At 35.7% G+C, this 13,518-nt stretch carries 20 protein-coding genes; 13 read left to right on the top strand and 7 right to left on the bottom strand.

The features are described from left to right. Positions 1-658 precede the first annotated feature (658 nt). The 6 genes from AMET_RS04220 (at position 659) to AMET_RS04240 (ending at position 4,392) form a co-directional block, all read left to right on the top strand. Positions 659-1,615, top strand: a complete 957-nt coding sequence (locus AMET_RS04220) for a DUF4268 domain-containing protein (protein WP_012062121.1) — start codon at positions 659-661, stop codon at positions 1,613-1,615. 79 nt (positions 1,616-1,694) lie between these two features. Further along, positions 1,695-2,258 carry a hypothetical protein gene (locus AMET_RS04225; RefSeq protein WP_012062122.1) on the top strand — a complete coding sequence of 188 codons (564 nt, stop codon included), beginning with the start codon at positions 1,695-1,697 and terminating at the stop codon, positions 2,256-2,258. A 75-nt stretch (positions 2,259-2,333) separates the two neighbouring features. Beyond that, positions 2,334-2,462 (top strand): hypothetical protein, encoded by a 129-nt coding sequence (locus AMET_RS26790; protein WP_278184233.1) that lies wholly within the window; start codon positions 2,334-2,336, stop codon positions 2,460-2,462. Between the two features lie 174 nt (positions 2,463-2,636). After that, the gene (locus tag AMET_RS04230) at positions 2,637-3,023 is read left to right on the top strand and encodes a helix-turn-helix domain-containing protein (protein ID WP_012062123.1); all 387 of its coding nucleotides are present in this window, start codon (positions 2,637-2,639) and stop codon (positions 3,021-3,023) included. Between the two features lie 5 nt (positions 3,024-3,028). Continuing rightward, a complete protein-coding gene (locus AMET_RS04235) occupies positions 3,029-3,820 on the top strand; it encodes an ImmA/IrrE family metallo-endopeptidase (protein WP_012062124.1) in 792 nt (263 codons plus the stop codon). Then, on the top strand, positions 3,820-4,392 hold the full coding sequence (locus tag AMET_RS04240) for a hypothetical protein (RefSeq protein ID WP_012062125.1): 573 nt from the start codon (positions 3,820-3,822) through the stop codon (positions 4,390-4,392). Before AMET_RS04235 ends, AMET_RS04240 begins: the two co-directional genes overlap by 1 nt. 519 nt (positions 4,393-4,911) lie before the next feature. Here the strand turns inward: AMET_RS04240 and AMET_RS04245 are convergent. From AMET_RS04245 to AMET_RS04270, 6 genes are all read right to left on the bottom strand, one after another. After that, the gene (locus tag AMET_RS04245) at positions 4,912-5,253 is read right to left on the bottom strand and encodes a hypothetical protein (protein ID WP_012062126.1); all 342 of its coding nucleotides are present in this window, start codon (positions 5,251-5,253) and stop codon (positions 4,912-4,914) included. A gap of 2 nt (positions 5,254-5,255) precedes the next feature. Further along, on the bottom strand, positions 5,256-5,600 hold the full coding sequence (locus tag AMET_RS04250) for a hypothetical protein (protein ID WP_041720339.1): 345 nt from the start codon (positions 5,598-5,600) through the stop codon (positions 5,256-5,258). A gap of 145 nt (positions 5,601-5,745) precedes the next feature. Continuing rightward, positions 5,746-5,967: a DUF2922 domain-containing protein gene (locus AMET_RS04255; RefSeq protein WP_012062128.1), complete on the bottom strand. Its 222-nt coding sequence runs from the start codon at positions 5,965-5,967 to the stop codon at positions 5,746-5,748. A gap of 62 nt (positions 5,968-6,029) precedes the next feature. Then, positions 6,030-6,254 carry a DUF1659 domain-containing protein gene (locus tag AMET_RS04260; RefSeq protein ID WP_012062129.1) on the bottom strand — a complete coding sequence of 75 codons (225 nt, stop codon included), beginning with the start codon at positions 6,252-6,254 and terminating at the stop codon, positions 6,030-6,032. Between the two features lie 43 nt (positions 6,255-6,297). Beyond that, positions 6,298-6,633 (bottom strand): hypothetical protein, encoded by a 336-nt coding sequence (locus tag AMET_RS04265; RefSeq protein ID WP_012062130.1) that lies wholly within the window; start codon positions 6,631-6,633, stop codon positions 6,298-6,300. Positions 6,634-6,663: 30 nt separating this feature from the next. Then, a complete protein-coding gene (locus AMET_RS04270; protein WP_012062131.1) occupies positions 6,664-7,023 on the bottom strand; it encodes a YcbK family protein in 360 nt (119 codons plus the stop codon). A gap of 154 nt (positions 7,024-7,177) precedes the next feature. On the opposite strand from AMET_RS04270, the gene AMET_RS04275 reads away from it, so the two are divergent. The 5 genes from AMET_RS04275 (at position 7,178) to AMET_RS26350 (ending at position 10,321) form a co-directional block, all read left to right on the top strand. Further along, positions 7,178-7,468, top strand: coding sequence for a LexA family protein (locus AMET_RS04275; protein ID WP_012062132.1), 291 nt, complete (start codon positions 7,178-7,180; stop codon positions 7,466-7,468). Positions 7,469-7,684: 216 nt separating this feature from the next. Continuing rightward, a complete protein-coding gene (locus tag AMET_RS04280) occupies positions 7,685-7,987 on the top strand; it encodes a hypothetical protein (protein ID WP_012062133.1) in 303 nt (100 codons plus the stop codon). Positions 7,988-8,342: 355 nt separating this feature from the next. Next, complete coding sequence (locus AMET_RS04285) at positions 8,343-8,801, top strand: hypothetical protein (RefSeq protein ID WP_012062134.1); 459 nt, start codon at positions 8,343-8,345, stop codon at positions 8,799-8,801. 10 nt (positions 8,802-8,811) lie between these two features. Continuing rightward, positions 8,812-9,828 (top strand): type II TA system antitoxin MqsA family protein, encoded by a 1,017-nt coding sequence (locus tag AMET_RS04290; RefSeq protein WP_012062135.1) that lies wholly within the window; start codon positions 8,812-8,814, stop codon positions 9,826-9,828. Positions 9,829-10,039: 211 nt separating this feature from the next. Then, positions 10,040-10,321 carry a hypothetical protein gene (locus tag AMET_RS26350; RefSeq protein ID WP_041720341.1) on the top strand — a complete coding sequence of 94 codons (282 nt, stop codon included), beginning with the start codon at positions 10,040-10,042 and terminating at the stop codon, positions 10,319-10,321. 191 nt (positions 10,322-10,512) lie between these two features. Here AMET_RS26350 and AMET_RS25535 read toward each other — a convergent pair whose 3' ends face one another. Further along, positions 10,513-10,653: a hypothetical protein gene (locus AMET_RS25535; RefSeq protein ID WP_157047149.1), complete on the bottom strand. Its 141-nt coding sequence runs from the start codon at positions 10,651-10,653 to the stop codon at positions 10,513-10,515. Positions 10,654-11,921: 1,268 nt separating this feature from the next. Here AMET_RS25535 and AMET_RS24130 point away from each other — a divergent pair. Together AMET_RS24130 and dut are read left to right on the top strand one after the other, a co-directional pair. After that, a complete protein-coding gene (locus AMET_RS24130) occupies positions 11,922-12,956 on the top strand; it encodes a dCTP deaminase domain-containing protein (RefSeq protein WP_012062136.1) in 1,035 nt (344 codons plus the stop codon). Between the two features lie 3 nt (positions 12,957-12,959). After that, positions 12,960-13,394: a dUTP diphosphatase gene (gene dut, locus AMET_RS04305; RefSeq protein ID WP_012062137.1), complete on the top strand. Its 435-nt coding sequence runs from the start codon at positions 12,960-12,962 to the stop codon at positions 13,392-13,394. The last annotated feature ends 124 nt before the right edge of the window (positions 13,395-13,518 follow it).

The raw sequence follows: 13,518 nt of genomic DNA on the forward strand, positions 1-13,518 counted from the left end.
ATCAAATTTTGAGCAATGTTTTAGTAGGTTTATAATTCTACTATCTTCATTGCTTTTTTTAGTGTCCTCAACAAATTCAAACCAACACATAGGGATAATTGAAACAAGCAACAGACAATTATCATGGATATTAAAATAGGAAGAGGTATATTAGATAGGAACTAGTAATACTTATGGCAAACAAAACGGCCCCGTGGTTTGGGTTTCAGGCGAGGTTTCACGTGGTTTCATAGAAAATTTTGATATTTTTTACAAAAGAAGGTAAGAATCTTTCGGTTATCTATGACTACATAGCTTTAGTATATCAATTGTGTATATACGTTTTTAAATTAAATAATAGCTATAATTCATTTAAAATCCATACTTTACATTGATAGGTGCGTCAACTCTGCTATAATAAAGATGACATATATAGGGATTTATACCTGAATTATAATACTATATTGACGAATAATGCGACACAGGTACTGGGCTCTACTTTTGATAGATTTCTAGCATGTTTGAGTATTAACAGGGGTTATTATCGTAAAAAAGTCGTAAGTAGGTTATTTAGAAATATGTTGGAGAACACCTTTAGTATAGAAGATGATTGTCAATCAATTTGGTATGAAGTAGTTATCTAGAATTGAGATTTCGGAGAATGAATGGGGGAGATTTTATGAAAGGTCCAAACTTGGGAAAGATTGAAATTATTAATCCTCGGGAAGTATGGCTCAATGAAGAAAGAGATTTCACGCCATGGCTAGCAGAAAATGCACAAGCTATTTCAGAGGCTATTGGGTTTCCAATAATTATTGAACAAACGGAAAAAAGGGTAGGTAATTTTCAGTTAGACATTTTAGGGAAAGTAGAAGGAACAGAAAAGGTCGTTGTAATAGAAAACCAACTTGATTCAAGTGACCATAAACACCTGGGTCAGATTATTACTTATGCAGGGGGCTTGAATGCTCAAATTATTATTTGGATAACACCAAGCGTTAGGGAAGAACATAGAACAGCTATAGAGTGGTTAAATGAAATAAGTAATGATGATACCTCATTCTTTTTACTTCGGCCAGAAGTTATAAGGATTGACGAATCTAGGCCAGCAGTTAGATTTCGGTTAGAATCTGGGCCAAGTGACTTTGTACGTGGAATGCGTAGAGCAGTAGAAAATGAAGAAGGCCCACGTCATATATTTAGAAGACAGTTTTGGTCAGAAATGTTTGAGTACTTGTCAGAAAACGGACATCCTTGGGCAAAAGGACGTCGAACAACAAGTGATTCATGGGTTCCCTCCTCAATTGGGAAAAGTGGCGTAAATGCTAACATATCGATGGCTCAAGGTTCTCGTTTGCGAGTAGAAATATATTTAGGGCACCAAAACCCTAACCAAAATACAGAGTGGTATGAAATATTAGAAAATGTCAAACCAGAAATTGATAAAGTATTTGAAGATGAACAAATTAGCTGGGAGCCTTTAAAGAGTGCTAAGGCATGTCGAATTGCAGTGTACTATCACTATGATAAGGAAAAAGTTGAGAAGGATCAAGAGTATAGAAGTGTTCTATACAGTTGGGTTGATAAGAATCTTACCAGAATGAGGGCAATAGCTAAACAGTATCTTGTTGGATAGCCTTTGGGTCATGTGTGCAACTCCAGATAACAGAGATTTAGCATATATTTAATTTATGAATACATGAAAGGAGAATGAAATGGATTATTTAAGTTTAGGAGATGTAATCTTTAGCTTTGTGCTTGTTCTACTGTATATAATAATTCTATATTTAATCATTAAACAATCCTTTCGAGTGATTACTTTTGGTGATACCCTTGTATACATAAAAGAAAAAAATGTCCGTAGAAAAAAATATTACTTTGTCATGTTTATTAATGTAGCATTATCAATTTTATATTTAATGTCCATATTTAGAGAGATCCAACTAGATACAGATCTTGCATTACTCTATGGTTATTATGATATGCTGAAATTGAAGTTAATTTTAAAATGGAGCTTGAGCTTTATGCCTGTTTTAATTCTAATCCTACTATCACTATACTATGTACCTAAAGATCGCATTTCAGAAAGAGGTATTGTTAGTGACAAGTTTGCTTTTAGATGGGAAGAAATTAAGAAGGTTGAAATTGATAATAATACGGTGAAAATACACTATGATTATAGATTTATATTCTTTGACTTTAGCTTTATATACACTATAGATGATAGCACAGATGAAGTAATTGAAACCATTAATAATCATACAAATAAACAACAATGAAGAACACCGAGGTGCATAATATGCGAGATCAGAGCCGTCCATACTGAGTGCCTATCACCCGGTGTTTTCACAAGGTTGTATGGCCGTGAAAGTCAGTACAGCACCTTAATTGAGCATATTCTTGAAGAACAAGCAGTAACAACTGATGATTCTGCTAACTTCGGTTTCACAAGAGGCACGGATTACTATGTGAGGAATTTATAAGGGTAAATGAAACTACGATTACAAAACTTAACGAACTCAGACTTAACGCCATGGCTGAAGAATTTTAAAATGTAACAATTCATTACGGTATATATTTTAATTGACACGTATATAATATTAATGTAATATTATATTACAAATAGAAGGAATTTTAAAATAGGAAAGGTGATTAATATGCTAACCTTAGAAATGATAGGGTTCAGAATTAAACAAGCTAGGGAAGATAAAAAGTTAAGCCAAACACAACTTGTGGAAATGTTGGGTAGCTATGGCATTGCCATGAGTAGAGAGACATTAAGTAAGATTGAAAATGGAAGCCGAAGTATATCGGCATTGGAGATTAAGGGGATTTGTCAGGTCCTTTCACTAGAGGCAGAAGCACTGCTGGAAGAAGAACAAGAAGAGAACTTAGTGACTTTATTTAGAGGAAAAGAAAAATATGAAGATGCACTACCAGAAATTGAAGAAATTCAAGAAATGGTCAAAGGTTTTATTTTTCAAAAGAAACTTTATAATGGGGAAGTAAATACTAAAAAACGAACACCTATGTGGAGGTCGTAGTTTATATGAGGAATTTTATACAAAAAATTGGACTGCCAGATGAAAAGCTAAGATTGGAAATTAAAAAGCTGGCTCAAGAGGTAGCAATGAAGTTTTATCAACAGCCACAAAATGACATATTTGATATATTAGAAAACATGGCTTTGCTGGTACGAAAACCAATGGAATCCAAAAGCATTTCAGGTTTTACTGCTTTCTTGGAAGATCAATTTGTTGTTTTTCTTAATAGTAGCTATACACTGGGACATGAGCGTTTTTCCGCAGCCCATGAGTTATATCACCTTATTTATAATCAAGACATATTAAGAAGAGAAAAGGTCATATTTGATAACGAAGAAGAGGATGTACGGGCAAACATATTTGCGGCAGAATTTTTAATGCCAGAGGATTTTGTTAAAGAGATGTTTTACAAGCTTGTCAATGTAGCTCCAGAGGAAATAGAGCCCAAGCACGTTGTCAAGATGAATACCTATTTCAAAGTAAGCTATACAGCCATGCTGAAACGCTTAATACAGTTTCATTTATGTGACCCAAAACAATATGAGGAATTAAGAAGTATGTCCAGCATTGATAAAAAAGAGGAACTACAAAAAATAACACGTAATCAGGGGTATGATATTCATTTAATCGAACCATCCATGGTCAACCAAGTTTCAAAGGAATATCTAGAAATGGTAAAGGTAAATTATGAAAAGGGCCGGATCTCCTATGGTAGGCTGAAACATTTACTAGAATTTCTAGGAGAATCTCCAGAGAAATATGGATATGAAGAACCGGTGCAAGAGGATTATATCTAATGAAGAAGTATGTAGGGGCTATTTCAGATACTGATATTTTGATTAACTTGGCAAAGGTCGATGGATTTAATGTGTTAGAAAATTTATTCGAAGAAATTATCATACCTCACTTTATTTATGATGTTGAATTAAGAAAAAAGGCTGGTAAGCAATATGGAAAGATTAATACGAAGATTCAAGAGCCAAATAGTATATTTAAAGTGGTAGATAGAAAGAAGGATTTTGTTGTGAATAAGGCAGCGATTCCAATTATAGAGGAGTACAATGGAATTATGGGGCCCGGTGAAAGTGAATGTACCGGCTACGCTGCAGCCCTCGACATTCCCATTATTGTATCGGACAACGTGAGGGAGTTTAAATATTTTGATGAGGAATTTATACCGCTGACCCATAACAGCTTATTAGTATTAAATGTCCATTTTAAGCAGATGGAATTTTATGAAGGCCAAATAATCTTTAATGGAATTAATGAGACATTAACACAACCACTACCGTTATCTTTTCAAGAAGTTTGTCATAGAACAAAGAGGCAGTTTAATCAAAAGGGATGGAATGATTATTTAGGATTGTAGTGCATGCATTAATCGCATTATCATATGGGTGGAGTAGTGTCTTTATCTCTCTTATGAATTGACAGTATGAATCTATCGTTATTCACTTGGTGTAAGATACTCTGTGAGTAAAAATGTATAAAGCAATCCACTTAAATGGTAGGACGTATTATTGTTACTTAGTGTTTTTTTTACTGTAACCAGTTTGGGTCCAGGTGTATTTTGATGTCTCATATTGACTTTCTTTAAAAATAGTGCGAAATTCTTTATTGATAAAGAAAAGTGTGACAAAATTAAAGATACGATATCATATACATGGGAAAGAAGGCAAGGGAATAGGATTTATACGGGATACGTTGGAAAATGTGACCCGTGGCAGATAGCGTAGCCTATCTTAAATATGATATTCATTGCAGGACCATAGCTCAAAAAGCAGTCATAATCATACTAGATATGATAGTGATAAGCACGGCGAAAAGAAATCTCAATAATAAAAGATAAAGGAATTTCTCTCTGGCATCAACTTAACCATTGAGACAATCATCCTTTATCTTTATTTTTATCCCATTTGATTCGATATACTTCCTCTACTAACCCCCCGATGTTCTTCATACTGCTATATTTCACCAACACCTCAAAGCTAATTAGTCCCATGGTATAACATAGGGCAGTAAAGGGCTTAAAAGAGAGTGTATTCAACAGCCTATCGGAAAAACCATACAATAAAATGGTGACAGCCAAGGAGGAAATGATGATTTTTAGGATTAAAATATCCTCTGCTTTTTCTAAAAAGGTATCCACTAGATCCTTAGATAGCGCCCCAAGAAAACAAAAGAGGTAGATGAAGATGAAAAATGAGCATTCAGTCAATAATATATCCATGTCTATACCTCTTGTTTACAAGGGGAGTGAACATCACAGATTTTGTCATTGGATTTTAAAAAGTCATTGCTGTCCGTTTTGATCGCCTGGGAATTGCCATTTGTTTTACAAAGTCTATTTTGTAGGCTGGCAAGGGGCAGGAACAACAGATGAAATAAAATAAAGATAAGAAACAATAGGGTTACCTGTTCTGTATGAATGGCTCCCTCCATGGCGTACCCTCTAGCTTGTAAGGTATTATTATAAATCAAATAATAAACCAGTGTAGTGGTAAGCACCAGGAAGAAAATGAGTAGTGATAAAATTTTGGCAGATTGATTTCCTTTCTTTTTGATTTGGGTATTCATGAATCTTGGCACCTCCTTAAGGTATTTTGATGAAGTAATTTGTTTTAAACAAAGGACACGGAAATATAAATCCCATGTCCTCTGTGATGTTGATGAGTAAAGGAGAATATCACCCCCTTTAGCCTATGAAAACCTAATGGATAAACTAAGCTACCACTTCAAGCTCTGTTGTTGCAGTCTCAACGATGTAAGCACTATCCACCGCCACTAAGCTACCAGCAGCTGAGAAGACCACATCCTTTGCAACAATTAAATCCATGACAGCCTTCACCTGTGCTGCCTCAAGATCCTCTCTAGGGATAGAAACTCTCAGGCTGACTAAACGATCTTCATCGGTCTTAAAGACCATTCGTAAATACTTATCCAAGGACTACACCTCCTTTCTTTATGAAATTGGCGTTACTTTTCTAGGGTTAACCCCCAGAACCATTACCCTTCAACTAATTCACATCGTTCATTCATGTTGATGTTCTTGATGCTGTAAGGATAAAGGGAAGCCATCATGCCCGCCACTTCATAAACGTCATCTAAAAGAGATTCCACCTTGAAGTTGGCAATGGTTCTAGTCATGTAAGTCTCACTTCCTTCTGGATTCATGCCGGTGACAAATCGACATGAAGCACTTCTTCTTTCATCCATCTTTACAATTGCCATCTATTTCACCTCCTTTCGTATAGGCATTTCTTAGGGAATAACCCTAAAACGTAAAGGTTTTAACTATCTGATCTCCCTCGGGAAGTTCCTCATCGTAATCAATGGTAAATAGCTCTTCTTCAAATTCATCAGATTCCTCAAGAATTTCAACCATTTCTTCATCCTCTGGAGCTTCTTTACCTAACATAGAAAGCTGTAACGGGTCCAATGACACGGAAATCTCTTCATTGGGACGGAACTTTCTGAGGGCTACCAGGTTTTCATCATTCAATTCAATATCACTTAACACAATGGATATGGACTGGCTCCAGGTGTCAGCAGCTACTTTATTACTAATATCAATCTTTTTAATCTTAGCGATTAATGTCGTGGTCGGCACTGGCTCACCTCCTCTTTTAATAGATTATCCTTATCCACGCCAACGGGATTTTTCAGTGGTTCGAACATCCACATGGGTAAATGTCGAATAGATTCCAATCCCTGCAAAGCCTATTTTCTCTGCCATTTTTGCAATGGCCTCTGGAGAATGACCCGGCACCTGGATGTCTGCAGCACGACCTAATAAATGTTGACTGTTGGGGCTGCCACCAACTCTTTGATTGTGCTCTGGTGTTCTGTATCCAGAGGTTAAATTGATGGGTGCATTAACTTGGTTCCGAAGTTGCTGGAGCTTTTCAAGCAATTGATGGTCCAGTTTGACCAATTGGCTCCCCCCTCGGCATTGAAATTCTCGAAGCTGAAAGTTCTTTGCAATTTGAATTTGATTCATCCTGCGCCTCCTCTATTGGATTTTCTACATTATATCCCACGAATTTCCAAAATTCAGTAAAATGCAAAGATGTCTCTTTACAAACAAGGGAAATTTATGTAAAATAAGATTAGAACATATGTTCGGAAATGAAAATAAGGGGAGGGAATTGAAAATGCAGGAGAAAAAAGATAGAAAGCTAGCAGTTTTACTGGCCATTGATGAGTTTAATCATAAGAGAGGATATAGTCCTACGGTGAGGGAAATCGCCAAGCTGGTGGGGGTAAAATCTAGTTCCACTGTCCAAAAGTATTTGATGGATATGGAAGTCTGGGGAATGATTGAAAGACAAAGAACCCTCCCAAGGGCATTGGTAATCACAGATAAAGGAAAAGAAATTATTAAGGCTTATGAGATCGTCAGTGGTAAAAGTCCAGGAGTGAAAACAGTAATGAGCCTCGCTTGATTATCAATGAAGATGATTGAATTTGTGGTTAAAGTGACTTGATAGAGATGGAAGTTCGTGAATTGATGAAAGTAATAAGGATTTTATTGCTTTGGCAGATTCACTTGAGTTAGGAATTGGATTCCCCTGTTTTTTAGCCAGGAGAGTCAAGGTTGGTAGCTTAGGTATATGGTGCATTAGTATTAAAAAAATACATAAATAACGGGAGTGGATGAGATGGAGCGGGAAGAAAGAAAACTACAATATAAAAGAGTAAAAGAGCTAATAGATGACTTAGACGTTGGGGCAATGGACGATTGTTTTCAGGATGAGCCGAAAATAACATCAAAGGATATAATTGCCTTGAGGGAAAAAATTGAAAAATTAAAGGGACTTGTACTAGAAGCAAGGAATAGTGATGAAAAGATGGACCCCAACTATGATATTGAAGACTATGAAGGTCTGTTTAAGATTCTGGTAGCAAAATTCGAAATCTTTAGCAAAAAATATCAGTGTTTTTTAGAATATACTGATGAGTAGAGTTAATGATGATGAGAACGGGAAATCAAGGACCAAGGGAACAGGCCATTTAGGGGTCCATGAGAGATGTATTTACGGACAAAGTAGATTGAAAAAGAAGCTATAAAGAGAATGAATATAATAATAGGTAACAAGGTAACTCACTGAGTGGGCATAGATTTTTATACCGATACTTGGTGGGTTTTGTTTGTTGGAGAGTAGGCGATTCAGCTCTTTGTTGGAAAGTGGCCAATGAATAGTATACAATAGTAATGTAGGATCTATTAAAAGTCATCTAATGAAATTTACACAAATCAATACAAATTGGAATCAATTGATACCAAAAACCTTGACCATGATAATGGGGAGTGTTATAATGAAGATCAACAAAGCAAATGAAAAGAAACGTACTGAATCAAAATTACAAGTGCAGACTTATTTAGATAGACTTAAATATGCAATAGAGAGTGGAACTGTCAAAATCAATTTTCAAAAGAGTCGACAGATTGACAATATGAGAGATAAGAAATATACCAATCGATATACGATATCACAGCTGTTTCCAAATGAAGACGAGGTGGAAGTTCTTAAAAAAGAACTCGCTTATTTAACAGTTGAAGAATATATTGAAACAGTAAAGGATATTCGATTTCCAAATAAGTCTGAAATGCGCGTCTTTGGGAAAAAATACTTAGGTGAAGATGTGTATATCAAGATAAGAGTAGAGTTAATAAGCATAGCAGATGCCAGTGGCAATAGTTCTATTTTAGTGATGTCTTTTCATTTTTCTGAGAGAGATTTTAAAAAATCGAATTTTCCTTATGGGAAAAGTTGAGGTGAAAATAATGAAGAAAATTAAAAGTGAAAAGAAACTATGTTTAATGTGTATGGAAGAGCATGGAGTAGATACGGTAGAAGTGATTGATGAAGAAACGTATAAGTCAAAAGAAGTATCTTTTAACGCAACCTATGAATACTGTGCCAATGCTGATGAATATCTTGAAACAGAAGAAATGATCAAGGCAAATAGTCTGATGATGAAAGATGCATATCGGAAAAAGGTAGGTTTGTTGACATCTGATGAGATCATCAATATAAGGGCAAAGTATGGGTTAAGTCAGAAAGACTTCTCTGAAATTCTTGACTGGGGAAAAGCTACAATCACCAGATATGAAAATCATCAGGTCCAGGATCGTGCTCATGATGATGTGCTACGTAAGATCAATTCTGATCCTAAATGGTTCTTGGAAATGCTAGAAAGAGCTAAGGGTAAGATATCAGATAAAGCATTTAGCAAATATCACCATGAGGCCATTGAACAGTTTAAGAAAATGAAAAACCAGTATCAAATTGAAGTAATCAACACAATATATGCAAATTTTGAAGAACCGTTATATACTGGAAATGTAGAGCTAAATTTGGAGAAGGTTGTGGAGATGATCAACTATTTGGCATCGAAAGTTAGTAGTATTCATAAAGTAAAACTTATGAAGATGTTGTGGTATGCTGATATGCTCCACTTTAAAAGAACAGGAAAGGCTATCGGAGGTCTTGTCTATGGGGCATTACCAATGGGAGCTGTACCAAAAGGATATGAGGCAATTGTTTCACTTGAGGGAGTTCAATACGATACAGTATTATATGGTGAGCATATCGGATATAAATTTAAGCCGGTTCCTGGATTTGAGATCAAGAAATTAATTAAGTCAGAGATTGAAACATTGGATGAAATTATCTCTAAGTTTGGACATTTAAATACAGATGAAATTGTAGATATGATGCATGATGAGGAAGCGTATAAGTGTACCGAAGGCAACTGTATTATTCCATTTTCCTTTGCAGAGCAACTCTCAGTAGATTAATCTAAATTGCAACACATACTTTTGAGCTCATCACTTTAATGTGATGGGCTTTTTCTTTGTTAATAATTGTATCGTGCCTTGGAAAGTAAGGGTGCTAGGGAAACCTCAGGAAGAGTCCATATTAAAAAAATAGGTCTTGGTTATCGCTCCTTCCACAAACTGTTTGATTGAGGGAGGGTCCCAGGGGAAAACAGATTGTTCCAGTCGCTTGGTGGTTCTCAGGAGTCAAGGGGTCACCGCTCCCTCCAGAGACTGCAGTAATGAAAGTGATGCTAATCAGGCTGCAGACTCTTCTGGTCGCTGGGTCTATCTTTGGAGCAATGCCTCTCCGCTCCTTCCACAGACTACAGCTGAAGTATTAAGTAGAAGTAGAGGAAGTAGTGAGAGTAATAGCTTGTTATTCCCATACGTCCATAAAAGCCATGCTTCTATCTGGATGCTGGCGTGGATAGATGGGGCTGTATTCTGTCCTAGTCGCTGGGTTCGTTTCTAGGGTCTTCACTGCCGCTTCGCTCCCAAACTGTTTTGTTATTAAGTCATGCTATAGGGTTAAACAGATTGGGAACATCGCTGGGGAAAAGCGGGGGAGAGTAGTGCTTGTCTTCGTTAGTTTTAGTTCTGTGGATATGGTGGACAAATAAAATCACTTTGACCACATATAAACAGTGAAGGCTACTACTACGACTAAGTTAGGGTAGAGCCACAGGGTTTTGTTAGGGACAGGTCTTGTAAGAAAAACAGAGGCAGTGTATTCCTCATCAAGGGGGAGTCAGACACTGCCTCCTTGTCTTTAGGGTCCACAACCTTTTGCTTCCACTCATTCATCCAGGAGGCAATTTTTGTTTCACAAAATAAGCCACCTTCCTTGATTCCTTACAGCAAAATATTGTAACTTACGGGTCTTGGTTGCCGCTCCCTTCACAAACTGTTTTGACTAGGGAGATCCTTTAGGGAAAACAGATTATTCCAGTCGCTGAGAAGGTTCCTGGGGCTTGTCTCCACACACTGTCTCATTATGGAGACGGTACAGGAAGAAAGACAGACTGTTCCGATTACGGGTCACTCTTCCGGGTCTTTGATCCCCCAACTAACGTTCCATAGAGGTAGGAGCCATTTGGGGCTGACTTTTATAGAGTCTCCTACCACTATTACACTTTCCCTAAATGTCTTGTTTAAAAAACAGTTGCAAAGACCGCAACTGACGTTCCACTTTCTTTAAACGAACATTTAAGAAATAGTGTGGGGATAAGGGTCTGGCTTTGGGGTTTTTGAGGGTAATGCTTTAGGGTCCTGTAATGCGTTATTAAGTACATAGATTGCAAGCTAAAGGGTGTTGTAAAGACGAATATTTAGGGTTTATATGAAAGTCATATCTTCGGCCCAGTCTATTACCTAACGTCCATAGCTGTCCCTTGGTAAGTTTTGGGGGGGGCGTCTAGGTCCGTCTTTGAAGGCAATTTAGCTGTTGGGGTAGCGCTTATACTATTGACTATTCCAAAGGAAGGATACGATCTTATGGGTCGGTATAGACAATAGAGATGTGTAGCTGTTATACAAATCTTGTTGATGCAGGAGAAGAAAATCACTTCACCTGCTTAAATCCTTTAGAGATAAAATACTAAAGTCTTTATAATTATGTCGCAATTAGCTCTGCTACGGACACTGAGAAGCGTGTGGCCTTTATCGGTGGAAAACCAACTGTATAGTTGTTATATATGTCTACACCGATTCATGGTAAATTATTATTATAAAACTGGCAAGTAGGGGGTATGGTATTTACTAGTCATTTGATTTCACGATCACAATAGATTTTAGTTTCGATGTATGTTTTAGGAGAGAGTATAATTATTCTTTCTGTCATAATTTAAAGGTTTTTTTACTATTATGCAGAAAGATGTTATGATGCACCTAATATAAATTGTCACATAGATGGGATATCATAAAATAATGTGTTAGTGTTGAAGAGTGCATTAACGACAAGGTTTTGAGCAATGTCCCTACTCTTTCTAGACGCAATATATATATATATCAGTCACATAAGAGAGTTAAATAATAGAAAAGTTAATATATTTCTTATTTAAAGGAGGATTACCATGGAAGATAGAGCTAGTTTACCTGGATTTTTATCTGACAAAGATATTAAGAACTGTATTGATGATAAAAAAATAGTTATATGGCCATATGAACAAGAAGAAAACTTGACACCATTAGGTTATAACTTAACTCCGACAGAATTTATTTTTTCTATTAATAATAGACTATTAGTGAATATTCATAATGATAATAATGAAAAATATTGCTACATTGATGCTCATGATACAGTTTTAATCTTAACCAGGGAGACCGTTTGGGTATCAAGTGAAATTGCTGGGACATTTCACTCAAAAGTAGGTATTGTAACACAAGGTTTTGGACATATCTCTACTACATTGGATCCCAATTGGCAAGGTCCGTTACTAATATCGCTAAATAATCCAACCAGTCAAAAACTTAAATTTGTTATAGCTAAAGTTAGTAATCTGCAAAGTGAATGTGATAAATTATCATTTAAATATTGTTCATTTGTGACTTTGATTTTTTACAGGCTTGTTTCGGCTACAAGTGAAAAACATGATAATCCTTCTTGTAGATTCGATTTGTTAAATGACGTTGTAAAAGAACCAAAACAGTCTATATGGAGCAAAGTATTTTTTGGAAAAAAACATAAAATGCAGTATAATGAATTAAGAAAGTTCATTAGCAATATAGGTAATATAGATTTTATCAAGTTGGGTATAAAAGAAGAAAATGATGAAATTAATGTTGAAGATTTTAAGAAGAAATATGAGAAATTTACAGAAACGATTAACTTTTACACTGATGCTGCTCATGCTGTGAATAAAGAAATTATTGGTATAGAGAACATAAAGAGGACATTTAAAAGAATACTTTTAATTATTTTGTATCTATTTCCTCTTAGCGCATATTTGTACCTTGGCTGGAAATTTGGTATAAAGAATGAGAAACCTTCTACAGATGGCTACATGTTCTTAATATATCTAACAGCTACATCACCACTGTTAATTCAGGTTTTATTACCTATAATTAAAATACTATCAAAAAATATTTCATTTATGAAAGGAGAATAAAAGATGTTCAATATAAAAATTAAAAGAATTAATAACTTAGCAAAATTACCCGAGTATGCACATGATGGTGATGCAGGAATGGATTTGTTTTCTATTGAAGAAAAAGTTATTGATCCAGGGGGAGTTGCTTTGATACATACGGGGATTAAAATAGAATTACCCGAAAAAACTGAAGCTCAAATAAGACCTCGAAGTGGGTTAGCTTTAAAAAATTCGATAACTGTTCTAAATACACCAGGAACAATTGATGAAGGATATAGAGGTGAAATAGGAGTTATATTGATTAATCATGGTAAAGAAAGTTTCAAAGTAGAAAAACATATGAAGGTCGCACAAATGGTTATTAAACCAGTACTAAAAGTTAAAATTTTGGAAGTAGATGAGTTATCAGATACACAAAGAGCTGAAGGTGGATTCGGCTCTACAGGAGTTAAATAGAAGGAATGCTACATAAAATGCTCTAACAAGCAATTATAGAGCATCCATATTTACTAAAACCGACTTTATCTAGATTTAAAGAGGTAAAGGATTGAAAAATAGTGAGTGCCACTTGGGTGCCAAT

Source organism: Alkaliphilus metalliredigens QYMF (assembly GCF_000016985.1).
GTDB lineage: Bacteria > Bacillota > Clostridia > Peptostreptococcales > Natronincolaceae > Alkaliphilus_A > Alkaliphilus_A metalliredigens.